Origin of the sequence: Streptomyces sp. CB02058 (assembly GCF_001905505.1) — a bacterium.
Taxonomy (GTDB): domain Bacteria; phylum Actinomycetota; class Actinomycetes; order Streptomycetales; family Streptomycetaceae; genus Streptomyces.
Map to the genome: position 1 here is coordinate 303390 of NZ_LIPG01000007.1, position 24955 is coordinate 328344.

Here is a 24955-nt window from a genome sequence, read left to right on the forward strand (position 1 = left end):
CATGACTGCCGTGCGGGTGAACGGAGAAGCCTTCGGTGCGGGGCCCGGCACGCTCGCCGGGAGGCTTGGAGGGCGCATGGCTCGCCCTGTGGTGCGGTGCCCACACTGACCACGGCTGCGGCGCGCGATCGGTTCGATGCCTCCGGGCCTCACTGGTGGCCGGCACTGGACCGAGGCACCGCGGTAGGGGGCGGCCGGTCCGCGGCCCTGGCCCGCCCGGGGCCGCGGAGACACGCTCAGAAGCGGGCGATCAGCGCGGCCAGCGCGGCACGGGAGGTGACATCGGTCTTGCGGTAGACCCGGGAGAGGTGGGTCTCGACGGTGCGCGGGCTCAGGTACAGCCTGTCGGCGATCGCCTGGTTCGTCAGTCCCTCGGCGACGAGTTCGGCGACCTCCCGTTCACGTGCCGTCAAGGACACCAGTTGCTGCGGGATGCCGGGGCGCTCCGGGGGTGCGGACGCCCCCGCCATCGCCGCCAGACCGGCGAGCAGGTGCGCTCCCCCGGTCGTGGCCAGTCGGCGTCCCCTCTCGAGCGCCGCCTCACCACGGGCCGGGAGCCCGGCGGCCGTGAGGACCGGGGCGGCGATCAGCAGCGATCGCGCCTCCCAGAAGACCGCGCCCGACCTCGCGCATTCCTCGGCCGCGTCGGAGAGCAGGGTCGCGGCCGTGGCCGGGTCGCCACCGTGCAGGGACAGTTGCGCCGCGCTCCGCAGCGCGGAGGCACGTTGCAGGGGCAGCCCGAGCAGGTCGGCCTCCTTGCGCGCCCGCTCGGCCCAGGCGAATGCGGAGCCTATGTCCCCCGTGAGCAGGGCCGCGGTGACGAGGAGCTCCAGGAACAGGGGGCGCATCGAGGGCTGCAGGCCGTGCAGATGGTCGCCGCCCGCCCGCAGCAGGGCGTCCCGGGCTCGGTGCGGGTCGCCGCCGGTGAGTGCCGCGTAGCCGAGCATGCACCAGGCCATGGAGGCCCGCCAGTTGTCGCGGGGCCCTATGCCAGCGACCGCCTCCTCTGCGACGGCCAGTGCCTCCGGGTCACCGGGCGCGGATGCCACGATGAGGACCTGTGCCTTGTTGGCCAGGACGAATGCGAGCAGTTCACCGCTGCCGATGCCGCGTGCGATGTCCTCCGCCTCGTCGGCCAGTTGCCGTGCCGACGGCAGTCGGCACGTCTGGATCCGGACGTGCGCCTTGCACAGCAGCAGGAGCGGCAGGAGGTAGACCTGCCCGCTGCGCCGGGCGATCTCCAGGCCCCGGTCGGCGTGGCGTTCGGCGTCGGTGAACCTGCCCAGGAAAGCCTCCGCCCAGCCGAGCCTGGCCAGGGGCTCGCACAGTGGCTGGAGGACGTCGTCCGGCAGGCCGTCCATGAGCTCCGCCGCTTGGCCCACGAATCCGGCCGCCGTGGCGGTAGCGCCCTCGTAGGCCTCGCCGAAGGCGGAGAGCGCCAGCGCGCCCGCCTCGCCCGGTTCGTCCTCGAGGAGCCGGGCTGCCGAGAGGGTGCCCGCCACTTCGTCCCGCACCTGCGGATAGGGGGTGTTGTGCGGTGCGGACGAGCCCAGTTCGAGCCCGATCGATACTCTCTCGGCGGCCGATGGCCCCGGCTTCCTCCTCAGTTCACGGCGCAGGAGGGCGATCGCCTCGGCATACCGTCCGAGGTGCCTCTCCACCAGAGCGCACAGCACGACGGCCGACGTCCGGACACCGTCCTCGTCCTGATCCGACGCGCTGATGACCTGGTGCAGCAGTTCCCGGCTCTCCCGCAGACCGCCGGAGACTCCGAGCGCACGCGCGCGCCTCAACGTCAGCCGGCGTCGCTCGACGGCGTGTTCGGCCGTGTCCGGCAGGAGCCGGAGCACCGCGCCGAGCCAGTGCGCGCAGCTTGTCGGGGCCTTCGCCTCGGTCTCGTCCGCGGCTCTTTCCAGAACGGCGATCGCCCGGGCGTCCCATTCCGTCACGGAGCGTTCGATGTGCTGCGCCTGGTCGACGGCCGGGGCACCTGCGCGGGCCAGCTCCACGGCGGCCGCGCGATGGATGTCGGCGCGCCGCCACGCGGGGGTGGACTCGTGGACCAGCGTCCGGAGTACCGGGTGGCGCAGCACCAGTCGGCCGCCCGTCCCTGCGCGCACGAGATCGCGCCGGGCCAGGGCCTCCAGATCGTCGTCGAGCTCGGCGCCGGTGCGGCGGGCCGTGGCACCGGTCACGGGGTGTGTGGCGTGGTCTCCGAGCACGGCGACCACCTCCAGGGTCCGGCGCTGCGACGGGGTGAGCGGCGTCAGCTCGTCGAGCAGCAGCGATCCGAGGCCGGCCGGCAGCCCGTCGGCCCCGTCGCCGGCCGAGGCCGAGGGGGAAGCGCCGCCCTGGGCGGTGCCCACCCGGTGGGCGTGCAGGAGGGAGAGGAAGTAGAGGGGGTTGCCCTCGCTGGCGGCGTGGAGCCGTGCCGCCTGTACACGCGACAGGTCGGAGGCAAGACCTTCGACGCATTCCTGTTCCTCGAGCGGGGCCAGGTCGATCCGGAGCACGGAGGCGGTGTCGAGTCCACGGGTCAGCGCAGCGGCGAGCGCCGGCGGGGTCTGGCGGTCGCGGCGCGCGACGACGAGGACGACCGGGCCGGGCACCGGGTGCCGGACGAGATGGTCCAGGAGTTCCAGCGATGCCGGGTCCGCCCAGTGCATGTCGTCCAGCGCCACCACCAGGCCCTCCGCGCCGAGCTGCGCCAACAGCCGTGCCGTGGACCGGTGGAGGGCAAAGCGGTCGACGTGGGGCGGGCCCGTCACGGGGGACGGCCCTGTGGCCCGGCCGCCGAGAACCGGGGCCACCGCGTCGAGCAGCTCGGACGCCACGCTGGGACCGCGGTCGTCCACATCGGCCAAGGCATCGGCTAAGGCATCGGCGAACGGCTGAAAGGGCAGGTGCTGTTCGTATTCCGTCGCCCAACCCCGGAGCACCGTCGCTCCACGTCGCCGGGCGCGCCGGCAGACTTCTCCCACCAGGCGGCTCTTGCCGATTCCCGCAGCACCCGTGAGATCGACGATCGCGGGGCTCCCCCGGCCCAGGCGATCGAGCACGGCGTCCAGCCGGGCGATCTCGGCCGCGCGGCCGACGAGCGTATGCCCCCCGAAGCGGTCCGTCGCGGCACCGAGCGCCGCTTCCGCCTGTGTGATCCCTCTGGCGAACTCCACGGCAATGTCTACCACGTCGGGCAGCCGGCCGTGGAGGAGCACATCCGGCCGGAGAAGGGCTTCCGGGGAACAGGACTGCCGGGAGTCTCCGGCAGCTGCGACCTCCACCCGGATCAGCCGATCAGTAATCAGTACCCTTCCCCGCCCCGCCACCGTCCCGCGAGATGAGGGAGGGGGAGCAGCCAGGCCGGCCGGCCTCGACAGGACTGGGCGCTGCGCCGGCAACGGCCGCCCCTGCGACCGTCGCCCCGTCCTGTCCGCCACACTGCCCCCTCCCTCCCGGGCTTGTCCCCGCTCAAGCCCCCTCGCCCCTGAGCCGGTCGCCTCCGCCGTGTCGGCCGACCTGCCTGGCCCCAGCCTTCCAGCAGGTGCGATGCCGCGCGTCCGTGCTTTCCCTGAGATGCGCTACGCAGGGATGTACGTGATTCCACCGACGCCCGCCGAGGGCGGATCCTGGCAGCATCAATCTCCGGGGACTCAGCGCGACGACGTGGGCAGTTCTCGCCTGGGATCTGGTGGGAATGCGCCCGCACACTCCCTCGGAACGCTGCCGGTTCGAGGCACCGGCGCGCCACGAACGTACGCCCCTCAGTACCACGCACATCTGAACCCCGTGAATCTGAACCCCGTACATCTCATCCGCACGCAGACGGATTCGACCGAGGGAGTGTCCGTGAGTAACAGAGTGGCCGGTCTTGGGCTCGGCCGGATCCGCGGCGACTACGCCGTCATCAACCCGGCTCTGGGCGCCATGCTGCAGGTCATGAGGGGATTCCTGCTGATTCTGTGGATCTTCATGCTCGTCGCCACGGTCGTCAATCCCTCCGCGGTCAACGACAACGCCATCCCGACGACGGCGGTCGTGGTCGCGGTGTACGCCTTGAGATACCTATGGCGCCTGGTCACCGCCCGCCTCGGCGTAAACCGTTGCTATCTCTGCACGGACGGCGTGGCCGTCACCGGCCGCCTCGGGAGGATACGCGACTCGGTCGCGTGGAAGGACGTGACCGGTGTGCAACACATGGTGATAGCGGGACTCGTCACGGGCTGCCACCGCATCGAGATCTTCAGGAACGGCTCCGCCGCGCCGCTCTGGCTGATCGCGCCCGGGGCGAAGTCTCCCTTGGTACCGGCCCTGCTCGCGGAGGGCAGGCGCAGCGGCGTCCTCGAGTGACCGCCTTGCCTGCTCAGCGCACCCGTCCCCGTGGCTTCAGTGCCACGGGCGGCAGTTCGGGAGCGGCCAGCCGCTCCCCGTCGTAGCCGAGCACCTCGCCGAAGCGGGCGCCGGCCGTCCAGTCCGCACGAGCCTGCTCGATCTCCTCGTGGGACCGCCCCACGAAGTTCCACCACATGACGATCTCCTCCGCGAACGGCTCGCCGCCGAGCAGCATCAGTCCCGCGTCGGAGGCGGCGCGGAGGGGCAGTTCGGTACGGCCGCAGCCGAGGTAGAGCATCGATCCGGGCAGGACCGGGACACCGTCGACCTCGGCCTCTCCGGACATCGACAGCACGGCGTACTCGAAGTCGGGTTCCAGCGGCAGCCTGGCCTCGGCGCCGGCGGTCAGGGCGAGGTCGGCTCCGACGATCGGGGTGTACGCCGTGCCGGGGGATGTGGAGCCGTCGAGTCCGCCCAGGATCACGGTGGCGGTGAGGCCCGGCGCCGTCACGGTGGGCAGGTCGGTGTGGTGCTCGAACGCCGGCTCGACATGCCGGTCGGTGTCGGGCAGGGCGACCCAGAGCTGGGCACCGTGGAGGAACCTGGCGTGGGGCTTCGGGCTCTCCTCGGAGTGACTGATGGCCCTGCCGGAGGTCATGAGGCCGAGTTCGCGCGGGCGGACCGTCCGGAGGCTTCCGAGGCTGTCCCGGTGCAGGACCTCGCCGTCGTGCAGCCAGCTCACCGTCTGCAGGCCCATGTGGGGGTGCGGAGGCACCTGCATCCCGGGCTCGTCGGCGATGTCGTCCGGGCCGTAGTGATCCACGAACGCCCAGGCGCCGACCATGCGGCGTCCGAGGTTGGGCAGCAGTCTGCGCACCTCGGTGGACTCGCCGAGCTGGACACGGCGCGGGGTGAGGAGTTCACGGACCGGTTCGGCGACGACGAAGCCCCGTCCTCCACAGACGGAGAGCGCGGCCTGGCGATCGAGATTGCTCATGGCGCACAACCTATTCCCGTACGGCCGTGGAGCGCCGGTCCCCACGCCGAAAATTTAGTGGAATGTTTAACTACCCTGCCGTGTTGACGCGGCTGTAAGCATTCCGGCCGAGGAGGAGAAGTGGACGAGACGTACTACGAGTTCGGTACGCCCGCCGACCGTTGGGACCGAGCGCAGTTCTTCTTCGAGGCGAAGGAGTACCTGACCGCGGCCCGGATCCTCGGGGGGCTGGTCGAGGAGGCGCCGGAGCAGGTGGCGCCGCGGCTGCTGCTGGCGCGCGCCTACTACCACTCGGCGCGGCTCGCCAAGGCGGAGGCGGAACTGCGCGAGGTGCTGGAGCGCAACCCTGTCGAGGACTACGCCCGGCTGATGCTCGGACGCACCCTCGAGCGTCAGGGCCGGCACGCGGAGGCGGCCCCGCATCTGCGGCTGGCCGACGCCATGGCCGGGAACTTCCCACCGGAGTCCTAGCCGCGACGACCACGCAGGGCTGACACATCCGGGGGCGGCGGGCCCCGCCGCCCCCGGAGCCGTGCGCGCCGTCCGCACAGCACCGCGCAGGCCCCTGCGGCCAGCGCCGCACGACGCATGACGTGCGGCGCATGGCGCATGGCCACAACGGTCTCAGTCGGTCCGTCGCTCCGCGTGCGACACCCGGTCCAGCCATTCCGTCATGAGCGCCGATTCCGTGCTCAGCCCACACCCGTGCGACTGGCGCAGCAGCGCGCTCAGCCGGGCCACCGTGGAGGGCACCTCCGTGTCCACGAGCTTGCTCACGTGCGCGTCCGGCGTGAAGACGGCGGCGTGCACGGCGTCGCGCACGCGCTCCGACACGCCGGCGTCCGGGAAGTCCGCCGGACGGGACACGAGCATCAGCGCGACGCCGGTCGTGGACGACATGATCATCTGGGCGGCCGGAAGGCTCACCCGGCAATCATCCGTCCACGGCGTCAGCCCCCGGCCTCTGCCTCAGTCCTCCCCCGGCCGGAGCACGATCGCCGTCACCACGAGTCCTCCGTCGACCAGCCATCTCCCCGTGTACGACCCAGGCATGCCCGGTGCAGTCCGCAGGAGTTCGGCGGTGAACGTGCCCTCGGTCGCGTTCCCCGGGGTTCCGTCCGGGATTCCGTCGAAGCTGATGTCCGCCTCGGAGAAGTCGAGTTCGATCCGGGTGAGCGGGAACCAGGTCTTGAAGACGCTCTCCTTCGCGCTGAACAGCAGCCGGCCCCAGTGGACCGCCGTGCCGTTCGCACCCTCGGGTGTCCGCTTCCGCTCCGACGGCAGCGATATCACGTCCCACACACCGGGCGGCAGCGGTTCGTTCGGCTCGGCGTCAATGCCGATCCCGCGCACCTCCGAGGCCCTCGCCAGCACCGCGGCGCGGTAACCGTCGCAGTGCGTCATGCTTCCGACGGTCCCTTCGGGCCACAGCGGCATACCCCGGTGGCCACGCAGCACGGGCGCCGGTGGCAACCCGAGCCCGGCCATGGCCCGTCTCGCACAGGCGCGCACGGCCGCGAACTCCTGTCTGCGACGCTCCACGCTCTTCGCCACCAGCTCCGCCTCCTGCGGGTAGAGGCTGCCGGGCGGAGCGTCCGCCTCGTACGTGTCCGCGCACGCGACGTCCTGGGGAACCAGCTTCTCGATCATGCGCCGTCACCCGCCGCGGCCTGGGGCTGCTCACCGTCGTACGGAAGGATCTGGCGCAGTAGTCCGCGCGGGTGGCCGCGCTTGCGCCACTCCCTGGGGTAGCCGATCGAGACCTCCTCGAACCGTACGCCGTCGTACCAGGTCGTACGGGGGATGTGGAGGTGGCCGTAGACGACCGCGGCGACGTTGAAGCGTGTGTGCCAGTCGGCCGTGAGTTCCGTGCCGCACCACTGGGCGAACTCGGGGTACCACATGACGGAGGTGGGTTCGCGCAGCAGGGGCCAGTGCCCGGCGATCACGAGCGGGACCCCGGGGTCGTGTGCCGCCAGCCGCTGTTCGGTCAGTGCGACCCGTTCGCGGCACCATGCGTCGCGGCTCGGGTAGGGGTCCGGGTGCAGCAGATACTCGTCGGTGCAGACGACGCCCGCCTCGTGGGCCCGGGCCAGGGATTCCTCCTTGGTCGCCGTCCCCGGGGCCCTGAAGGTGTAGTCGTACAGGAGGAACACGGGAGCCACGGCCACGGGACCGTCCGGACCCGGCCACTGCGGATACGGGTCCTCGGGGGTGGTCACTCCGAGCTCGCGGCAGACCTGGACGAGATGTTCGTACCGCGCCCGGCCGCGCAGTTGCAGGGGATCCTTGTCCACCGTCCACAACTCGTGGTTCCCGGGGGTCCACAGCACCCGGGCGAATCGCCCCGCCAGCACTTCGAGTGTCGCTTCGACCTCTCCGGCCTGCTCCGCCACATCGCCCGCGACGATGAGCCAGTCCTCGTCGGACGACGGGTGCAGCCTGTCGGCGATGGGACGGTTGTCGGCGATGCCGACATGGAGATCGCTCACCGCGAGGAGCCGGCCGCCTCCCTTCGGCGTGCGAGGGACGGCGCCAGTCATAGGACTCATTGTTCGAATTTACAGTCTTGATGGTCCACTCGGAGGCACCCTGCTCGACATGCCCGACGTTCATTCGGCCGCAATGATTGATCAGGTGACTCGGGGGAAGTCTGCGGCGTGTGTACAGCGCGGTCGGCAGCCCGCGACGCAGCACCTCGTGAAAGGACCGGACATGCACATCGCCACTTACTCCCTCGTCGCCCTCGACTGCCCCGATCCCCCTTCTCTCGCCGCGTTCTACCAGGCGGTTCTGGGAGGTGAGGTCAAGAGGTCCAGCGACGACTGGTACATCCTCCAGGTCCCGGAGGGCGCACGCATCGCCTTCCAGCGGGCCGAGGACCACCGGCCCCCGGAATGGCCTCGCGGCGACCGCAACTCCCAGCAGGAACACCTGGACTTCAACGTGACGGACATGGACCGCGCCCACAAAGAGGTGCTGGCGCTGGGCGCCACGCCACTGGACATCGACGACCAGGGCGGCTCGCGCGACTTCCGCGTGTACGCGGACCCGGCGGGACATCCGTTCTGTCTCTGCCAGGCGTGAGCTCCCCGACGGCGGTGTGCGGGACATCCGTGCCGTCACCGCCGCTCGGGACGGTCGAGGAGAAGAAGCCCATCGCTGAGGGGACTTGAAGCTCCCCGGGAGGCCGAGGCTGTCCGGGCCGCTTCACCCGGTACGAACGTCATGTCCGCCCGAGGCGCGGCGCTGTCGGCCGAGGGGCCCGCTTCGGCGTCGCGGAGCAGTGCCGTCAGCGAGGTGCGCGCCCGCGCGACGCGTGAGCGCACGGTCCCGATGGGGCAGCCGATGGCCGTCGCGGCCTCGGCGTAGGGCAGCCCGAGGAGCTGGGTGAGCACGAAGGCCTCACGGCGCTCGGCCGGGATCATCGACAGGAGTTCGTCCAGGGCGACCCCCTCCTCGAAACCGGGCAGGTCGTACGACTGCGTCTGCTCGGCCGCGCTCTGCCAGTCGGACCGGTCGGCGAGCCTGGGCCGGGCGGCGGCATGGCGGAGGCTGTCCGCCACAGTGCGGCGGGCGATCGAGAGCAGCCAGGTGCGGGCGGAGGAGCGGCCCTCGAAGGAGGGCAGGCTGGTGAGAGCGCGGAGGAAGACGTCCTGGGTGAGGTCGTCGGCAGCCTGGGGGTTCGCGCTGAGGTGGGCTACGTAACGCCGGACGTCGCGGTGGAAGGCGCGGACGAAGCGGTCCGCCTTCGCGGGGTCTCCGTCCCGCGCGGCGAGCGCGAGCCGGGTCGCGCTCGCGTCGGAGACCGGGGTGTGCTCTGTCGGCGCGGTTGGACCGCCGACAGACGCGTGCTGGGCAGGGGGCATCGCCACAGAGTCCTCAAGGGCATGGGATGTCCGGCCCCGCGCGGGGGCGGGTGCCGGTGAAGGGAACGGCCTGCCGGACGGCAGCGCCGGTGCCCGAGGCACGCCGGAACGTCCGGGCGCTCTCGGGGAACCGCCGTCGCCAGGGCCCCGTCCGGCGATGGCCGGATCGGACCGGAGAGAGCCGGACCAAGCCGGAGGAAGCCGGATCGGACCGGAGAGACCCGTCCACGCCGCGGACGGCCGGATCAGGTCACTGAAGGCCGGATCGGACCGGAGAGGGCCAGGTCAGGTCGCTCGAGGCCGGACGGGACCGGGGAGAGCCGGATCAGTGACCGGCATCCGCCCCGGAGGACCGGACTTGAGGCTCTGGGCGACAGCCGTTCCCGTCGGCGGGCCCCGTGAGGTGATGCTGTGGACGAGCAGCAGCCGCGCCGGGGCACGCACCGCGCGTCGGCGCCGTACGCGCGGGCGCGGACTGTTCGGGGGCACCCAGAGCGTGAGGAGGAGTTGGAGCGGCGTCCAGAGCCGCACTGCGGCGGCACGCAGCACACTGAAGACGGCCCGTTCCCCGTACGCGAGCCACAGGCCGCACAGCACGGCGGCCAGCAGATGGGCGGCGAGCATCCCCGCCCCCGACGGGCCCGCCGCCCCGAAGAGGCCGTGCGCTGCCGGACCGAGGCCGTCGGACGCGGCGGTGGTCATGCCGTGCATCACGTGGAGGCTGTGGCCGCCCGCGTCGACACCGGGAGGGGCCTGTGAAATCAGCTTCCCGAGCCCGGCGTCCACGACGATGCCGGTGGCATCGCGTTCGGACAGCGCGGTCGCACCGTCTCCGCACAACAGGCGCTCGGCCCATTCGCGCGCATAGGACACCGGTACCGGCGGCGAAGCCGCGGCAGGAGACGGGGCGAGCGTGAACCCCGTGTGGAGGGCGGCCTGTGCGACGACGGCGCCCGAGGTGACGGCGGCCGGTCCCCGCTCGTGGCCCGCGAACGCCCAGGCAGCCGTCGCCGTGCCCATGAGCGCGAGGCATATCGCCCACCCGGACACGGCCGTTCCCGACATGAGGACATGGCCGGTCGCAGCGAGCAGCACGCAGACGACCGCGAACATCGCGGCCCGCACAGCTCGTGAACACCGGCCCGGTCTCATGGCGGCCCCATCGTCGCACCCACCCCCCTCGCAGCGCAGCAGTGCCTCACCGCCCTCGGCTGCCCGCGCCCCGCACGCACCGCCCCGTCAGCCGGCGGTCGTGTACGTGCGCCTGCCGCGCCGGTAGGCGATCTCGCCCAGCGCGATGTCCACGGCCAGGAACACGGCCAGCGGGATCCCGAGGAGCGGGACGAAGTACCCCAGGGCTGCCACGACCGCCAGGAGCGGGACCAGGATGTGGGGCGGAACCTTCTGCCAGGCACCGCGGGGCATCGGGCGGCCGAAGGCCGAACCCCGGCCGCGCTGCCACCACATCCGGTATCCCAGCACGATCAGCAGGATCAGGCCCGAGGTGAGGGCGATGAGCACGAGCTGGTTGGCCAGGCCGAACAGCACGCCCGTGTGCGCGTCGATGCCCCAGCGCGTCAGCTTGGCGAGCACCGGGAAGTCGGCGAACCGCACGACATCGGTGACCTCGCCCGTGGCCGGGTCGATGGCGACCGCGTCCTGCTTCTCGGGCCAGCTGCGCTGGATCTGACGCACGACGTACGCGGACGAGGAGTCGGCCGGAGGCACGATCTCCACCGGGTTCGACAGACGCTCGGCGCGCGCCGTCTCCAGTACGGCGTCGAGTCCGACGTCCGCGCCCTGCATGCCCGGGGCTCCCCCGGACCCCGTGTGCTCGGTGTGCTCGCCCCCGGACGCGACGCCCGCCGAGACCCCGGGGGTCGTCTGTCCGATGGCCTCACGCAGATCCGCGACGCTCGCGCCCGCGTACGTCGACCACGTCAGACCCGTCGCCGACAGGAAGAAGAGCCCGATCGCGGCCCACACTCCCACCGTGCCGTGCAGGGACAGCGTGCGCCGACGGCCGCTCGTCCCGCGCAGCTTCCGGCGGGCCCGCCGGCGGGCGAACCAGAGCACCAGGCCGCCGCCTGCTATCACCCACAGCCAGCTCGCGGCGAGTTCGCTGTAGAGACGGCCGGTCTGGCCCAGGTGCAGATCGCGGTGGAGTTCGTCGATCCAGGTGCGCAGAGGAAGGGCGCCGGTGGAGCCGTACTGTTCGAGGGCCCCCGCCAGTTCTCCGGTGTACGGGTCCACGAACACCGCGAGCGTGTGGTCGGGGTTCACCCCCGGCACTCCGGACAGCAGGACACGTGTCGTCGCTCCGGCCTCCGGCGAGGGACGGACCGCGCTGACCTTCCCCTCGGGATGGGCCTCCGTGGCCGCCTCGACCTGCTTCGAGACCGGCAGCTCGCTCGTGCCTACGGGAACGCGCAGTTCGTCCGCGTACACGATCTTCTCGGCCTGGTACGAGGCCGCGTAGAGGAGGCCCGTCACGGCGGCTACCAGGAGGAACGGGGCGATGAGCACCCCTGCGTAGAAGTGCAGCCGCAGCACCAGCGGCCGGAGCGACGCCCAGCCGGCCGGTGTCCCCGGTGGCTGGGCGTCGCGGGTCTCCCGCCCGTCGGGGGACGGGCGTACCGCTGGTTCGACGGACATGGCTGCTCTCCTCACGCGCGGAAACGGGCGGGCAGACCGTGGTCGGCCGGTCCGGTAGTCGGCTCGGAGGGTGCTGTGGTTCCCGGCAGTTCACCGTTGTCACGCCAGGAGTGTGTCCGGACGGGCACGACGCCCGTACGAGGTCGCCGCTCAGGTCCACGCGGGAGAGGGCCCGCGTCGCTCGGCCCGTCCTCGCCGGCTACGCGCGCGGCGCCTGGTAGAGGCCCCGGCCCGCGCGGTGTGCCCGGGAGGTGGCGACGAGCCGGTCGAGGGTGCTGCGCACGGTGTTGATGCTGCCCGCGGTGAGCTCGCGGCCGAGGGCCTCGGTGACATCCCGGGCACGCAGTGCCTTGTGGCCCGAGGCGGCCACCACTTCCATGACCTGCTCGGTGAGACTTCCGCCGTCCGCCACCGCGGGGGCGGAGGCGGTGGGGGCCACGGCCTTCTGCGCGCTCGCTGCCTTCGCCGCCTTCGCCGCCTTCGCGGGCTTGGCGGGCTTGGCGGGCTCTGCCTGGGCCTTCTTCGCCGGCTGCTCGGCACGCTTCCTCGGCGCGGCCGCTCCGCTCGCGCGCTTGGCGGTGCCCTTGCGGGCCTTGCCGCGAGCGGATGAGGGAGCGTCCTGCTTCCCGGCCGGGGCAGGGGCCTTCTCCTCCTGGGGCGAGGCTTCGGGCGCAGTGACGATCGCTGCCTCGGCGGCGGCCGGAGCGGTGGGCTGCGGCTCCGCGTCCTGGACGGGTTCCGTACCGCCCGGCAACGGAGGCGCGGCGGAGAGAGCCTGCAGCGCGGTCAGCGCGGAGCGCACCGAACTCAGCCGTGCCGTGACGGACGCGAGGTCCTTCTCCAACGTCTGCTGCTGTTCCTCGAGTCGGGGAAGTTCCGCCTGCAGCAGCGCCGTTGTGGCCGCCACACCGCCTGAAGTGCTGTCGGGAACCGTCATGTTGTCGCCTTTCGTATGCAACTCGGCTGAATGGACTATTGCACTCAAGGCTAGAGGGCGTTGTGTTTCCGCCGACATCGGGTTCGTCGCACCCCGTCGGCCAACTCGACACGGCACAGCCGCGGCTCACCGCAATCGCGTCCCGCACACTCCGAAGTCGCGCCCCGCACACCCTCGGGTTCACCTCTCAAGCACACCCGAGCGGGCTGCCGCACCCGTGCGCTCCGTACACGATTGCGGCTCCGCCCGGCGCCTTCGCGGGCGTCCGAGCGCGGCTGCCGCTGCCCCTGACAGACATCACTGAACACACGTTCGATTCATGATGTCGGCACCCACAGGTCCGCCCCGCAGGGCCGACCTCGGACGAAAGCGCAGCTCAGACCCCACTCGCAGCCCCGGCCGGACGACGATCCAGCCACCAGAATCACCCTCCGCAAAAAGACCTAATCGTGAGTACATTTCATTGACGCCATGTAAACCGAAGGGTTACGGTGACGGGCGCCACAGGGTGCCAAGCACCTTCATCCCGGAGTCGTGAGGCAGACATGACCGCCAAGAGCAAAACCGTCAACACAGTCCTCGGCCCAGTCCCCGCCGACGAGCTCGGAGTCGTCTCGGTCCACGAGGCGCTGCTGTCGGTAGTACCGGGGGCGGAGCACGCGTTCGACGTCACCATGGACCGCGCCGAGATCTTCGAGAGCCTGGCGGCCCGGCTGACGGACTTCCGAGACAAGGGCGGCCGGACGATCGTCGACAGCACCGGCATGTTCCACGGCCGCGACGTGAAGCTGTACGAGAGCCTCTCCCGCACGACCGGGGTGCACATCGTCGCCTCGACCGGCATGGGCCCCGAGGAGCTGCTCGGCGGCTACTTCCTGACTCCGCAGACCAACCCCCCGACGCCGTGGCCGGCGGAGAAGTTCGCCGACCTCTTCACCAAGGAGGTCGTCGAGGGCATGGTGGTCCCGCGTGTGGAACGGCGCGGCCGCGCGGGCATCGTGGCGACGACCGCGAGCCGTGAGGGCATGACCCCCACCGACGAGAGCCTGTTCCGCGGCGCCGCCCGTACCGCCCTGGACACCGGCGTCCCGGTCTCCGTCCGCTACGGGAACGACGCCGTGCACGACCTCGGGATCGTCCTGGAGGAGAAGCTTCCGGCCGGCCGCGTGGTCGTCGGCGGGCTCGACCGCCTGGACGCCGTGGCCGCCGGCGCTCCGCTGGAGGTCGCCCGCCTCGGTGCGTACGTCGCCCTGGACCACGTCGGTCTGGAGGGCGACGGCCACGTCACCGACAAGGAGCGCGCCGCCCTGGTGGCCGAGCTGACCGAGGCCGGACACGGCGACAGGATCCTGCTGTCGAGCAACGCGATCGGTGTCGCCAAGGGGCAGCCCGGCCGCGACCTGCCGTACAGCCACATCCTCTCGGCCTTCGTCCCCCTGCTCGCGGCGCAGGGCCTCGGCGACGCGGACGTCCGGCGGATTCTCGTCGACAACCCGCGCGATCTGCTGACGGTGCGCTGAGCCCTCGCCCGCAGCTACCCCATCGAGCTTCGACAATCTGAGGTGAGTGTTGTGTCCAGAGTGAACACCGTCCTGGGGCCGGTCCCGGCCGAGGAGCTGGGCATCGTGGCCGTCCACGAGCACATCGGGTACGGCATGCCCGGCTCCGAGCTGGACACCCGGTGGTGGAAGACCCCGGAGCAGCGGTACGAGGAGACCGTGCCCAAGCTGCGCCGGTTCCACGAGTACGGCGGCGGCACCTTCGTCGACGCGACCGGCATCTGCAACGGCCGCGACGTCGACTACTACAAGTCCCTCTCGGCGAAGACCGGCGTGCACATCGTGGCGAGCACCGGGTTCGTCGGCGGTGACACCGCGCTGCCGCTCTTCGCCCGGGCGACCGTGGAGTACCTGGCCCGGCACTTCGTCCACGAGATCACCGTCGGCATCGGCGACACCGGTGGCCGCGCCGGCATCATCAAGGTCGGCGTGAGCCGCGGCGGCCGTATGACGGACCTCGACAAGCGCATCTACCGCGCCGCGGCGCGCGCCGCCCTCGCCACCGGTGTCCCCGTCCTGACGCACCTGGCCATCGACGCCGAGAACGCGATCGCCATCTTCGACGAGGAGGGCCTCCCGCTGGACCGGGTGCTCTTCGGGCACGTCGACGACGGCGTGAACGCGGACAAGACGCGCGACACCTGGATCGCCGAGCAGGGCGGGCGGGTCGGCTTCGACACCTTCGGCTACGAGACCGAGCTCGAGGACCCGCCCTTCTGGGCCCGCCCCCGCAAGGAGCGCCTCGACCACTTCCTCCGGTTCATCGGGCAGGGCCACCTCGGCCAGGTGCTCGCGTCGGCGGACGCCAACTGCAGCCCGCTGGGCTGGCCGGGCGTCAAGGGCCACACCGTCAACTACATCTTCGAGGACCTCATCCCGGATCTCCGGGCCGCCGGGCTCGACGAGGCCGCCATCAGGACGATCTTCGTCGACAACCCCGCCGACTTCCTCACGATCAAGAACTGATTCAGCGCGATCAAGAACTGACTAAGGACGAGAGATGCAGCCCTCAGACCTGAAGAACCTGGACGTCGCCATCGTCGGCGCGGGGTACGGCGGCGCAGCGGCGGCCAAGGCCCTGAGCCTGCTCGGCGCCAAGGTCGCCGTGTACGAGCAGGCGAGCCGGATCCGGGAGGTCGGAGCCGGCATCGGTCTGCGCCCGTCCACCATGGACCGGTTCCGCCGGTGGGGAATCTTCGACGCGATCGCGAAGGTGAGCTCGCCGAGCGACTACTTCGAGATCCTCAGCGCCACCGGTGACCCGATCATGAAGGACGCGTGGCCCGGCATCCACGACTTCGCCGTGGAGACCAGGACCCATCTGATCCACCGCGGCGACTTCATCGAGGCTCTCCTGGGCGTGCTCCCCGAGGGCATGGTGCAGCTGGGCCACAAACTGGAGACCGTCGAGGACCACGGCGACCGTACGACGCTCACCTTCGCGGGCGGCAAGCAGGTGACGGCCGACCTCGTCATCGGGGCCGACGGCATCCGCTCGGTGGTCCGCCGGCAGATGTTCAGCGACAAGGGCCCGGTGTTCTCCGGTGAACACGCCTACCGAGCGGTGCTCTCGGCCGACGACGCCCACGGGATGGTCGTCGACGACAACCTCCGGATGTACATAGGCCGGGGCACGAAGGTCTATCTGCTGCCCCTGCGCCACCGCAACCAGGTGTCGTTCGACATCACCGCCCTCTGCCCGGACAGCACCTGGTCGCCGAAGGTCACGACGGAGGACCTGCTGGCGACGGTGGCAGGCTTCGACGAGCGGATCGTGAACATCACGCGAGGCCTCGAACTGGACTCGGTGAACGTCCGCGCGGTCTACGACATCGACCCGGTCGCCACCTGGCACTCGGACTCCGTCGTCCTCGTGGGCGACGCCGCCCACTCGATGCTGCACCACCAGGGCCAGGGCGCGAACTCCGCGATCATGGACGGCGGCGCTCTCGCCGACGCCCTGCTTGAGGCGGACTCCGTCAAGGAGGCGCTGGCCCTGTTCCAGGCGACCCGCAAGCCGGTGACGGACGAGTTGCAGCGCATCTCGCGCCAAGGGTGGACAGAGGAAGAGGTCGATGACGTCTTCCCCGGCCAGAAGCCCGCCGCGACCACCGCGAAGGACTGAGACCATGACACTGCATCCCCGGATCGCCGAAGTGCTCCGCCATCTGCCGGCCCCGCCCGACGGCCCGCTGGACCCGGTGGCGATGCGCGCCGGCGAAGAGGCGCAGGTCCCTCCACTGGAGGGGCGTCTGCCGCTCGCGGGCGTCGAGGACGTGACCGCCAGGACCCCCGCCGGCGAGGTTCCGGTGCGGATCTACACACCGGCCGAGGCCGACGCGTACGGCCTGCTGGTCTACTTCCACGGCGGTGCCTTCTTCCTCGGCAGCCTGGAAACCCACGACCACGTGGCACGGTCGCTGGCGAAGGAGACCGGGCTCAAGGTCGTCTCCGTCGGCTACCGCCGGGCGCCCGAGGCCGCCTTCCCCGCGGGTCTCCAGGACTGCTACGGCGTCGTCCGGTGGGCCGAGGAGAACGGCGAGGGCCTGAAGTGGGACGGCACGACCCTCGCGGTCGCAGGTGACAGCTCAGGTGGCACGTTCGCCGCCGCCGTCGCGGCGATGGCCCACGACGACGGGTTCGACCGCATCACGCACCAGATCCTCTACTACCCGTCCCTGGACCTGGACTTCGACATCGACCGCTATGCCTCGCTGCGGGAGAACGCGGAGGGCTACGGCCTGGAGACGGCGGGGCTGAAGCCCTTCAACGCCTTCTACGTCGACAGCGGCGCGGACCCGGCGGACCCCCTGGTCTCGCCGGTCAAGCGCGACGACCTCTCCGGGCTGCCCGCCGCCCTGGTCGTCACGGGGGAGCACGACCCGCTGCGTGACGAGGGTGAGCTCTACGGCCGCAGGCTCGACGACGCCGGAGTGAGCGCGACGGTCAGCCGCTACGCGGGTGCCGGGCACGGATTCGTCCAGCACTTCTCCTGGATCCCGGACTACCACCGGGTCTTCGACGAGACGCGCGACTTCCTCCGCCGCTGACGCGGACGGCCCCACGAACGAGCTCGAAGGAGAGAGCCATGAACGAAGTGAAAGTCCATCCCCTGGTCTCGCCGTGGGGCCGTTTCGGCCTCTACAGCTTCTACATCGACGCACCCGAGCCCGCCGTCGTCGACACGGGCATCGGCTCCTCGCCCGCCGAGGGCATGGCCCCCGCTCTCGAAGCGCTCGGGCGCCGCGTCGAGGACATCCGCTGGATCCTGCTGACCCACGGTCACATCGACCACGTCGGAGGGGCGTACGCCCTGTGGGAGCTCACGGGCCGACGCGCGAAGGTCGTGATCCACGAGGCGGACGCCCCGATGCTGCGCTCGCGGCGCGCCCATGTGGACGAGTACCTCGCGGGGCGTGGGCGGTATCTCCACGACCCCGAGGGCGAGGCCCGGGTGACGGCGTCGGCCGAGGCGGTCATCTCAGGCGAGATGGAGCCGGCCGTGCTGCTCAAGGGCGGCGAGACCCTCTCCCTCGGTGACGGCGTCACCGTCTCCGCCCACTCCGTCCCGGGCCACACACCCGGATCGGTCGCCTACGAGATCGACGGCCAGGGCTCGGTCTTCGTCGGCGACGCCGTCCAGGTGCACGGGGCGGCCAACGGCTTCCCCGGTTACACCGACCCGGCCGGCTACCGCGCCGGTCTGGAGTACCTCCGCGACGAGGTCCGGCCGCAGCACCTCTACCTCGGGCACCCGTACCGCACGGCCGACGGGGTGCCGTACGGCGTCGAACTGGACGCCGCCCAGGCCCGGGAGGCGCTCCAGGGCAGCCTGGACATCGAGGCCCGGGTCAGCCGGGCGGCCGGGCGCTGCCTGCGGGACGGCCTCCGGGAGACGGACTCGCCCTACTCCCCCTTCGCCCCTGTCGCCGAGGAGCTCGGCTACACCGGCGATCCCGCACTCGAGCCGTCGCCGTTCTTCACGTCGATGCACGGCTACCGCACGCACCACACACAGAACTCGTGACAGAGGGCAAGGAGCTTCGCACTCATGGCTGACTTCCAGTCGATCCGGGCGGGGGCGCGGACGATCGCCGTCCGCAAGGATCTCCACGTTCCGATGCGGGACGGCGTCGAGCTCGCCGTGGACGCCTACCACGGCACCGAGGACAGGCCGCGGCCCGCTCTGATCGCGATGAGCGCCTACGGCAAGGAGCTCCAGGCGCTCGCCCTGACGATGCCTCCGCAGCGGCGCCCCAGCCCGATGTGGGACGGCTGCATCGAGGCCGGTGACATCGCGCGCGTGGTCGAGGAGGACTACGTGCACGTCATCGGTGACATGCGCGGCACCGGTGATTCGGGCGGCGTGATGATCGGCAACTACAACTTCGGCGGGGTGTCCCAGGGCCAGGACCTCTACGACCTGGTCGAGTGGGTCGCCGCGCAGCCGTGGTGCGACGGCAACGTCGGCATGATCGGCATCTCCTACTTCGGTTCGATGCAGGTGCTGGCCGCCGCCGAGCGCCCGCCGCACCTCAAGGCGATCTTCGTCAGCGGTGGCCACTACGACTTCTACGAGACCACCTACCACGGCGGCATCATGTGGTTCATGCCGCGTGCCGCCCGTGAGGGCCGCGGCGGTGACTCCGGTATCGCGCACACGAACGTCAGGTCCCGGATGCAGGACGTCCACTCCCCCGAGGAGCTCAGGAAGCTCGTCGACGAGCGGCTCCTCGACCCGGACGTGGCGGCCTGGCCGAATCTGGTCCATGTGCTCAAGTACCCCAAGAACCGCGAGTTCTGGTTCGACATCGTCATGAACCAGTTCGACGGGGAGTGGTACAAGGAGCGCAACCCCATCACGCTGGCCGAGAACATCGACATACCGGTCTATCTGCAGATCGACCAGGGACGCGGCTGGACCCTGGACGGTCACATCGAACTGTTCGATGTGCTGAAGGGACCGAAGAAGCTGGACATCGGATCGTACCCGCCGATGCAGTCGCGCCCCTGGGTCGAGGAGCACGACAAGATGTTCCGCTGGTACGAGTACTGGCTCAAGGGCATCGACAACGGGATCATGGACGAGCCTGCCGTGAGCACGTTCGTCGAGGGCTCGCGCGAGGTCGTCACGGCCGGGCAGTGGCCGCCGAAGGACGTCGAGTACAAGCCGCTCTACCTCCGCACGCGCCGCAAGCTCTCCTTCGAGCCCGAGACGATGGGTGTGGAGCACGCGGCCCCGGACGGCTTCTACCAGGCGCCGCTCACGGTCACCGACAAGGTGGAGATCCTCAGCTGGAGCACCGCGCCCTTCGAGGAGCCGACGGAGATGATCGGCACGGGTGCCGCGCACATCTTCGCGGAGATCGACCAGGACGACACGAACTTCATCCTGCGCATGTGGGACAGCGCGCCCGACGGCTCGCGCCAACTGATCACCACCGGGTACCTCAAGGCCTCGCACCGCGAGCTGGACGACCGCACCACCGAGGGCAACCCGTACCACCCGCACACCCGCTCGGTGCCGGTGGAGCCCGGGAAGGTCGAGGAGTACGTGCTGCGGCTCTACCCGTTCGCGGCGACGTTCCTGCCCGGTCACCGCATCGTGGTGGAGCTGTCCAACGACGAGCCGCTGGCCGACGAGCACAACTCGCTGCTGCCGCCGGACGCCTTCCACCTTCCGGTGGGCCGCCCCGTCACGCACAAGATCTACCGCGACGCCGCCCACCCGTCCCGGCTGGTGCTGCCGTTCACGGTACGCACGACCGACTAGCAGCGGTCCGTTCCGCGATGCCCCGGCGGCCCCGTACCACCTCCCGGTGGTACGGGGCCGCCGTCTACGGTGCGACGGTGGAGCCGGTGACGTGCGGGTTTACGCCACGTCAGGGTTCGGTCCGCCGCGTACCGGAAGGGGCCTGGGTGCGTGTTTGCCTTACACACAAGGTCTAGGATCGGACCATGGCAAACCTTCGAGAGGCCCAGAAACAGCTGACCCGACGTCTGCTGCTGGAGTCCGGCCTGGACCTCTTCAAGACGAAGGGGTACGCCGCGACGACCGTCGACGACATCGCGACCGCGGCCGGGACGACCCGGGTGACCTTCTACGCGTACTTCCCCTCGCGCAGCGAGCTGATGAAGGCGCTCATCGACGAGCGGCTCAACGAGGCGCTCAAGCGCGTCCGCTCCCCCGAACACGGCTCCACCGCCCAGGACCTGGTCGCCACCGTCGCCGAGGGCACGCGGGAGGCCATCGCCGCCTGGCTGCGGAGCACGGCCGAGAGCTGGCCGCCCATCCGGCCGATCATCCGGATCGGCCGGGACGCCGCGGCCGTGGACCCCGAGCTGTCGAACCTGGTCGAGCGCTGGCTGGAGGAGGCGATCAGCGACGTCGAGGACGGGCTGACCGAGGCGGACCGCTTCGAGCCCCACCAGCGCCACTTCCGCGGTGTGCTGGCGATGGCCCAGCTCGACTACGTCGCCCAGCACTGGGACGGCGCCGACTGGAAGCTCGATCGCGAGCAGATGCTCCACGAGCTGACCGAGAGCTGGACCCAGCTCCTGACCTGACTCCGACGGGGCCGTCAGCCGCGGTCCCCGGCGGTCCCCACGGTATCCGGCCGGTCGTTCAGAGCTGCCAGAAGCCAGTCGTGCGCGGCCCCCGGGGTGGGCTCGGGCCGTCCGTCCGGGCGGCTGATCAGCTCGGCCGTCAGCTCCCAGTACCGGTCGATGCGCGGGTCCGCCGCGAGCCGTCGGGCGAGCACCCGCCGGAAGCCCGGGGTGTCCGCGGTGTCGCCCGCGCGCGCGTACGCGTCGACGAATCCGTCCAGGGCCTCCCCCTGATACGGATCGCGGCCCTGGCGCATCTGGACAGCCGCCAGGGTGTAGGCCTCGGCCAGCCCGGCGTAGAGCACGGCCGAGGCCCGGGCGTCCGCTGCCCGGTGGGCGTGCGGCTGGGTGGGCGCGGTCCCCTCGCACGGGCCGTCGACGAGTGCGTACAGCCGGGCGAAGGCCAGGACCTGGGCCGGGCCGGGGTCCTCCGGCGGCTGCGGTACCGCGACGTCGAGGAAGGCGGTGACCGACCGGGCGGGCATCCGCGGCGGCAGCCAGCCGCGCCAGAACCGGGCGAGGGGCGCGGTGCTCGGCGGCGCGGTCACCGCGCCGACCAGCCGCAGGCGGCCCGCGCGCTCCTGCGGTGGGCACTCCTGCACCAGCCGCAGCGCGGCCTCTCTCCAGCGCAGAGCCCTGAGCTGGGTGCCGAGTGCGCTCAACTGCCCGGCGACGGCGTCCTCCAGGGCGCCGCCCGCCCGGCCGCCGGTGTCCTCCTCGTCGAGGACGCGGCGTACGGCGGACACCGGAAGGTCCATGGCTCGCAGGGAGCGGATCAGCCGGAGCCGCTCGACGGATTCCGGGGCGTAGCGGCGGTGTCCCCCCGCGCTGCGGGATGCCTCGGGCAGCAGACCGCTGTCGGAGTAGAAGCGGACCGTCTTGACGCTGACACCCGCGCGTTCGGCGAGTTCGCCGATGCCGCACAGACCGTCGTACGACGAGAACACTTGAACCTCCCTCAGGGGGAGTTCCTACGGTACCCGCGTCAGGGCCGGTCGATCCGACCGGTCCGCGAGCGACTGCGTACCGAGGAGAGATGATGACCGTGTTCATCCTGGTGTCCGGTGTGTTCACCGGCCCGCACGTGTGGGACGAGACCGCCGCGGCGCTGACGGTGGCGGGTGCCGATGTGCGTGCGGTGGCCCTGACCGGGCTCGGCGGGAGCCGTCCTCCGGCAGATGCGGCCGTCGGCCTGGAGACCCACATCGCGGACGTCCTCGCGGTGATCGATTCGGTCGGGCGGGTGGCCGGCCGGGCGATCGTGCTCGTCGGCCACGACTACGGCATCCATCCGGCCCTGGGCGCCGCCGACCGGCGTGCGGAGTCGGTCGCCCGGATCGTCTACCTGGACTCGGGGCTGCCCGCGAACGGGGTTCCGGCCCTGGCAGCCGTGCCCGACCGGGGAGTGCGCGAGGAGGTGCTGCGCGCCGCCGGGGAGGGTGGCCGGCGAGCGGGCGCGGCGCTGGCGCCTCCCTCGCGCGACGACTGGGGTGTCTGGGGCAGCACGGCGGGCGTGTCCGGCGCCGCGCTGTCCCGGCTGACGGCTCTCTCGTCGCCGCAGCCGCTGGACACGCTGCTCCAGCCACTCGTCCTGACCGGGGCGGCGGCCGGGCTGCCCATGGCCGGGGTGCTGTGCACCGCCAACGGATCGAGCATCTCGATGGTCCAGGCCCGGGTGGGCTTCGGCGAACCCACGCTCCAGGCGCTGGCCGATCCCCGGGTGACCTTCTTCGAACTGCCCACGGGGCACTGGCCCATGCTGTCCACCCCCGCCGCCCTGGCCGATACGCTGCTGAGGGCGGCGGCCGGGGAGGGGCACCGTCTGACTCCGGCGGGCGCCGAGCATCCGCGGCCCTTCCTGCTGGACGTGCCCGAGGTCCCCCGCGAGCGGACCGGCACCATCGACCTGTATCCGCCGCCCTCCGCCACGGGCCCCCGCCCGGCGTTGGTCCTCGTCCACGGCGGACCGGTGCCGCAAGAGGCGCGCCCAACCCCCCGGGACTGGCCGGGCATGACCGGTTACGCCCGCTACGTCGCGGGCCAGGGGGTGGTGGCCGTGACCGTCGACCACCGCCTCCACTCCCTGGGCGACTACGCCCGGTCGGCCGCCGATGTGGCGGAGGCGGTGGAGCGGGTGCGGGCCGATCCCCGGGTGGACGCCGGCCGGATCGCGCTGTGGTTCTTCTCGGGCAGCGGCCCGCTCACCGCCGACTGGCTGAGCAAGCCCCCGCCGTGGCTGCGCTGCCTTGCGGCCAACTACCCGATCATGGCGCCGCTGCCCAACTGGGGACGGTTCGAGGCCCGTTTCCGCCCGGCGGAAGCCGTCGCCCATGCGGGTTCCCTGCCCCTGGTGCTGGTCCGGGCCGGGCTGGAGACGGCCGCGATCGCGGCCACCGTGGACGCGTTCACCGACGCGGCGCGCGCGTGCGGGGCGGAGCTGGAGGTGATCGACGTGCCGCACGGCCACCACAGCTTCGAGACCGTCGACCCGACCGACGAGTCACGCGAGGCGGTGCACGCCGCCGTGCGGGCCGTGCTGCACCGCCTGTGCGGGGAGGACGACGGCTCCCCCCGGTGACCGTGCCCGCCGTTCCGTCCGCTCGCGTCACCCGTTGAGGGGGATGCCCGTGGAGGCTCCTGGCTTCGGCGTCCCGTTCGTGGTCGGCTTGACCACCCGTCAGTGGCGTCGCCGGACGCGGGGAACCGAGCCGAGGGACACGGATGACGAAACCACAGCACCCATCGCCACCGGACGCCGTCGTCGTGGGCGCCGGCCTCGCAGGTCTGGCGTGCGCGCTCGACCTCGTCGAGGCGGGCCTGCGCGTCGAGCTGCTGGAGGCGTCCGACGGGGTGGGCGGCCGCATGCGCACGGACCGCAGGGACGGGTTCCTGCTGGACCGGGGCTTCCAGGTCTTCAACACCTCCTATCCGCAGGTGAAGAGGCGCCTCGATCTGCGCGGGCTGCGCCTGCGGCCGTTCACCCCCGGCCTGATCGCCCGGACCCCCTCGGGGCGCGTGCGCGTCACGGACCCCACCCGGCGGCCGGGGGACGCGGCGCAGCTGCTGCCCGGACGTGTGCTCCCGGGCCGCGACCTCGCCGCGCTCGCCGCGCTCACCGCCCGTGACGCGCTGCTTCCCGCGAAACGCCTGCGGCGCGTGCCCGACCGGACGGCCTCGGAGGCGCTCGTACGTGCCGGGCTCTCGCCGCGCGCCATCGAGGATTTGATGCGGCCCTTCCTCTCCGGGGTGTTCCTGGAGGAAGGGCTCGAGACCTCCGCGCGCTTCCTGCACCTGGTCTGGCGCAGCATGGTGCGCGGCACGCTCTGCCTGCCCGCCGAGGGCATCGGCGCCGTGCCGGCCCAGCTCGCCGCCCGGCTGCCGGAAGGCGCCCTGCGGCTCGGTTCACCGGTCGCCGGGATCACGGACTCCGGGGTGCTCCTCGCGGACGGCGGCGAGCGGCCCGCCGCCGGCGTCGTGGTGGCCACGGACGCCGCGACCGCTGCCCGGCTGCTGCCCGGGCTGGCAGTGCCGGACAGCCGCACGGTGACGACGTACTACCACGCGGCCGACCGGTCGCCGCTGACCGAACCGACCCTGGTCGTCGACAGCGGACTCGCCGTCCTGAACAGCTGTGTCCTCACCGAGGTCGTACCTTCCTACGCTCCCCCGGGCACGGCCCTGGTCTCGACGTCCGTACTCGGTTCCGGGCCGCCCGGCGGGGAGAGGACGGTCCGCGCGCGGCTGGCCGAGCTGTACGACACGGACACGAGCACCTGGGAGACGGTCGCCGCGTACACCGTGGAGGGCGCCCTGCCCGCCATGCGCCCGCCCTGGCCACTGAGCCGCACGACCCGCTTCGCACCGGGCCGGTACGTCTGCGGGGACCACCGGGCGACCGGCTCCGTGCAGGGTGCGCTGGCCTCCGGCAGCAGGGCGGCACGCGAGGTGCTGGCCGACCGCGCGGCGGTCCGGGCCGGCCGGGTGTGAGCGGGTACCGGCGGCG

The 24955-nt window shown here is 71.7% G+C and carries 21 protein-coding genes and 1 pseudogene; 12 read left to right on the plus strand and 10 right to left on the minus strand.

Features of this window, described 5'->3' with window-relative positions; translation table 11 throughout:
- Nucleotides 1–236 precede the first annotated feature (236 nt).
- On the minus strand, nucleotides 237–3155 hold the full coding sequence (locus AMK10_RS32225; RefSeq protein ID WP_073752933.1) for an ATP-binding protein: 2919 nt from the start codon (nucleotides 3153–3155) through the stop codon (nucleotides 237–239).
- Nucleotides 3156–3846: 691 nt separating this feature from the next.
- Between AMK10_RS32225 and AMK10_RS32230 the strand changes: the two genes are divergently transcribed.
- Entirely contained in the window at nucleotides 3847–4347 is a 501-nt protein-coding gene (locus AMK10_RS32230) for a hypothetical protein (RefSeq protein ID WP_073752935.1), read from the plus strand.
- A 13-nt stretch (nucleotides 4348–4360) separates the two neighbouring features.
- On the opposite strand, the gene AMK10_RS32235 is transcribed toward AMK10_RS32230, so the two are convergent.
- Complete coding sequence (locus tag AMK10_RS32235; protein ID WP_073752495.1) at nucleotides 4361–5326, minus strand: pirin family protein; 966 nt, start codon at nucleotides 5324–5326, stop codon at nucleotides 4361–4363.
- A 120-nt stretch (nucleotides 5327–5446) separates the two neighbouring features.
- Here AMK10_RS32235 and AMK10_RS32240 point away from each other — a divergent pair, with 120 nt between their 5' ends.
- Entirely contained in the window at nucleotides 5447–5797 is a 351-nt protein-coding gene (locus AMK10_RS32240) for a tetratricopeptide repeat protein (RefSeq protein ID WP_073752497.1), read from the plus strand.
- 153 nt (nucleotides 5798–5950) lie between these two features.
- Here the strand turns inward: AMK10_RS32240 and AMK10_RS32245 are convergent.
- The 3 genes and pseudogenes from AMK10_RS32245 to AMK10_RS32255 all read right to left on the minus strand — a co-directional run.
- Nucleotides 5951–6241: pseudogene (locus AMK10_RS32245) on the minus strand (TetR/AcrR family transcriptional regulator); the annotation flags it as partial.
- A 54-nt stretch (nucleotides 6242–6295) separates the two neighbouring features.
- Complete coding sequence (locus AMK10_RS32250) at nucleotides 6296–6976, minus strand: 4'-phosphopantetheinyl transferase family protein (protein ID WP_073752499.1); 681 nt, start codon at nucleotides 6974–6976, stop codon at nucleotides 6296–6298.
- Nucleotides 6973–7878, minus strand: coding sequence for a metallophosphoesterase family protein (locus AMK10_RS32255; protein ID WP_073752501.1), 906 nt, complete (start codon nucleotides 7876–7878; stop codon nucleotides 6973–6975). Before AMK10_RS32255 ends, AMK10_RS32250 begins: the two co-directional genes overlap by 4 nt.
- A gap of 163 nt (nucleotides 7879–8041) precedes the next feature.
- On the opposite strand from AMK10_RS32255, the gene AMK10_RS32260 reads away from it, so the two are divergent.
- Nucleotides 8042–8413 carry a VOC family protein gene (locus AMK10_RS32260; protein ID WP_073752503.1) on the plus strand — a complete coding sequence of 124 codons (372 nt, stop codon included), beginning with the start codon at nucleotides 8042–8044 and terminating at the stop codon, nucleotides 8411–8413.
- A 35-nt stretch (nucleotides 8414–8448) separates the two neighbouring features.
- Here the strand turns inward: AMK10_RS32260 and AMK10_RS32265 are convergent, their stop codons facing one another.
- The 4 genes from AMK10_RS32265 to AMK10_RS32280 all read right to left on the minus strand — a co-directional run bounded on the left by AMK10_RS32265 (nucleotide 8449) and on the right by AMK10_RS32280 (nucleotide 12787).
- Nucleotides 8449–9195, minus strand: coding sequence for a sigma-70 family RNA polymerase sigma factor (locus tag AMK10_RS32265; RefSeq protein ID WP_079180952.1), 747 nt, complete (start codon nucleotides 9193–9195; stop codon nucleotides 8449–8451).
- A 285-nt stretch (nucleotides 9196–9480) separates the two neighbouring features.
- The gene (locus tag AMK10_RS32270; protein WP_338014683.1) at nucleotides 9481–10320 is read right to left on the minus strand and encodes a hypothetical protein; all 840 of its coding nucleotides are present in this window, start codon (nucleotides 10318–10320) and stop codon (nucleotides 9481–9483) included.
- 114 nt (nucleotides 10321–10434) lie between these two features.
- Complete coding sequence (locus AMK10_RS32275; RefSeq protein ID WP_073752507.1) at nucleotides 10435–11850, minus strand: PepSY-associated TM helix domain-containing protein; 1416 nt, start codon at nucleotides 11848–11850, stop codon at nucleotides 10435–10437.
- A 199-nt stretch (nucleotides 11851–12049) separates the two neighbouring features.
- Nucleotides 12050–12787 carry a hypothetical protein gene (locus AMK10_RS32280; protein ID WP_073752509.1) on the minus strand — a complete coding sequence of 246 codons (738 nt, stop codon included), beginning with the start codon at nucleotides 12785–12787 and terminating at the stop codon, nucleotides 12050–12052.
- A 545-nt stretch (nucleotides 12788–13332) separates the two neighbouring features.
- Here AMK10_RS32280 and AMK10_RS32285 point away from each other — a divergent pair.
- From AMK10_RS32285 to AMK10_RS32315, 7 genes are all read left to right on the plus strand, one after another.
- A complete protein-coding gene (locus AMK10_RS32285) occupies nucleotides 13333–14307 on the plus strand; it encodes a phosphotriesterase (protein ID WP_073752511.1) in 975 nt (324 codons plus the stop codon).
- A gap of 51 nt (nucleotides 14308–14358) precedes the next feature.
- Entirely contained in the window at nucleotides 14359–15312 is a 954-nt protein-coding gene (locus AMK10_RS32290; RefSeq protein WP_073752513.1) for a phosphotriesterase family protein, read from the plus strand.
- Between the two features lie 34 nt (nucleotides 15313–15346).
- Entirely contained in the window at nucleotides 15347–16471 is a 1125-nt protein-coding gene (locus AMK10_RS32295; RefSeq protein ID WP_073752515.1) for an FAD-dependent monooxygenase, read from the plus strand.
- A gap of 4 nt (nucleotides 16472–16475) precedes the next feature.
- A complete protein-coding gene (locus AMK10_RS32300) occupies nucleotides 16476–17396 on the plus strand; it encodes an alpha/beta hydrolase (protein ID WP_073752517.1) in 921 nt (306 codons plus the stop codon).
- 38 nt (nucleotides 17397–17434) lie between these two features.
- Nucleotides 17435–18373 (plus strand): MBL fold metallo-hydrolase, encoded by a 939-nt coding sequence (locus AMK10_RS32305; RefSeq protein ID WP_073752519.1) that lies wholly within the window; start codon nucleotides 17435–17437, stop codon nucleotides 18371–18373.
- 24 nt (nucleotides 18374–18397) lie between these two features.
- Complete coding sequence (locus tag AMK10_RS32310) at nucleotides 18398–20119, plus strand: CocE/NonD family hydrolase (protein ID WP_073752521.1); 1722 nt, start codon at nucleotides 18398–18400, stop codon at nucleotides 20117–20119.
- A 185-nt stretch (nucleotides 20120–20304) separates the two neighbouring features.
- Nucleotides 20305–20913 carry a TetR/AcrR family transcriptional regulator gene (locus AMK10_RS32315; protein ID WP_073752523.1) on the plus strand — a complete coding sequence of 203 codons (609 nt, stop codon included), beginning with the start codon at nucleotides 20305–20307 and terminating at the stop codon, nucleotides 20911–20913.
- Nucleotides 20914–20927: 14 nt separating this feature from the next.
- Here the strand turns inward: AMK10_RS32315 and AMK10_RS32320 are convergent, their stop codons facing one another.
- On the minus strand, nucleotides 20928–21899 hold the full coding sequence (locus AMK10_RS32320; RefSeq protein ID WP_073752525.1) for a MerR family transcriptional regulator: 972 nt from the start codon (nucleotides 21897–21899) through the stop codon (nucleotides 20928–20930).
- 92 nt (nucleotides 21900–21991) lie between these two features.
- Here AMK10_RS32320 and AMK10_RS32325 point away from each other — a divergent pair, with 92 nt between their 5' ends.
- Together AMK10_RS32325 and AMK10_RS32330 are read left to right on the plus strand one after the other, a co-directional pair.
- Nucleotides 21992–23530: an alpha/beta hydrolase gene (locus AMK10_RS32325; protein ID WP_073752937.1), complete on the plus strand. Its 1539-nt coding sequence runs from the start codon at nucleotides 21992–21994 to the stop codon at nucleotides 23528–23530.
- Nucleotides 23531–23673: 143 nt separating this feature from the next.
- On the plus strand, nucleotides 23674–24939 hold the full coding sequence (locus AMK10_RS32330) for an NAD(P)/FAD-dependent oxidoreductase (protein ID WP_073752527.1): 1266 nt from the start codon (nucleotides 23674–23676) through the stop codon (nucleotides 24937–24939).
- The last annotated feature ends 16 nt before the right edge of the window (nucleotides 24940–24955 follow it).

What these genes read in the sequence shown, in the direction of transcription:
- AMK10_RS32235 (WP_073752495.1), bottom strand. Translation starts at nt 5,326, where the DNA reads ATGAGCAATCTCGATCGCCAGGCCGCGCTCTCCGTCTGTGGAGGACGG.
- AMK10_RS32250 (WP_073752499.1), bottom strand. Translation starts at nt 6,976, where the DNA reads ATGATCGAGAAGCTGGTTCCCCAGGACGTCGCGTGCGCGGACACGTAC.
- AMK10_RS32255 (WP_073752501.1), bottom strand. Translation starts at nt 7,878, where the DNA reads ATGAGTCCTATGACTGGCGCCGTCCCTCGCACGCCGAAGGGAGGCGGC.
- AMK10_RS32260 (WP_073752503.1), top strand. Translation starts at nt 8,042, where the DNA reads ATGCACATCGCCACTTACTCCCTCGTCGCCCTCGACTGCCCCGATCCC.
- AMK10_RS32265 (WP_079180952.1), bottom strand. Translation starts at nt 9,195, where the DNA reads ATGCCCCCTGCCCAGCACGCGTCTGTCGGCGGTCCAACCGCGCCGACA.
- AMK10_RS32275 (WP_073752507.1), bottom strand. Translation starts at nt 11,850, where the DNA reads ATGTCCGTCGAACCAGCGGTACGCCCGTCCCCCGACGGGCGGGAGACC.
- AMK10_RS32280 (WP_073752509.1), bottom strand. Translation starts at nt 12,787, where the DNA reads ATGACGGTTCCCGACAGCACTTCAGGCGGTGTGGCGGCCACAACGGCG.
- AMK10_RS32285 (WP_073752511.1), top strand. Translation starts at nt 13,333, where the DNA reads ATGACCGCCAAGAGCAAAACCGTCAACACAGTCCTCGGCCCAGTCCCC.
- AMK10_RS32295 (WP_073752515.1), top strand. Translation starts at nt 15,347, where the DNA reads ATGCAGCCCTCAGACCTGAAGAACCTGGACGTCGCCATCGTCGGCGCG.
- AMK10_RS32300 (WP_073752517.1), top strand. Translation starts at nt 16,476, where the DNA reads ATGACACTGCATCCCCGGATCGCCGAAGTGCTCCGCCATCTGCCGGCC.
- AMK10_RS32305 (WP_073752519.1), top strand. Translation starts at nt 17,435, where the DNA reads ATGAACGAAGTGAAAGTCCATCCCCTGGTCTCGCCGTGGGGCCGTTTC.
- AMK10_RS32310 (WP_073752521.1), top strand. Translation starts at nt 18,398, where the DNA reads ATGGCTGACTTCCAGTCGATCCGGGCGGGGGCGCGGACGATCGCCGTC.
- AMK10_RS32315 (WP_073752523.1), top strand. Translation starts at nt 20,305, where the DNA reads ATGGCAAACCTTCGAGAGGCCCAGAAACAGCTGACCCGACGTCTGCTG.
- AMK10_RS32325 (WP_073752937.1), top strand. Translation starts at nt 21,992, where the DNA reads ATGACCGTGTTCATCCTGGTGTCCGGTGTGTTCACCGGCCCGCACGTG.
- AMK10_RS32330 (WP_073752527.1), top strand. Translation starts at nt 23,674, where the DNA reads ATGACGAAACCACAGCACCCATCGCCACCGGACGCCGTCGTCGTGGGC.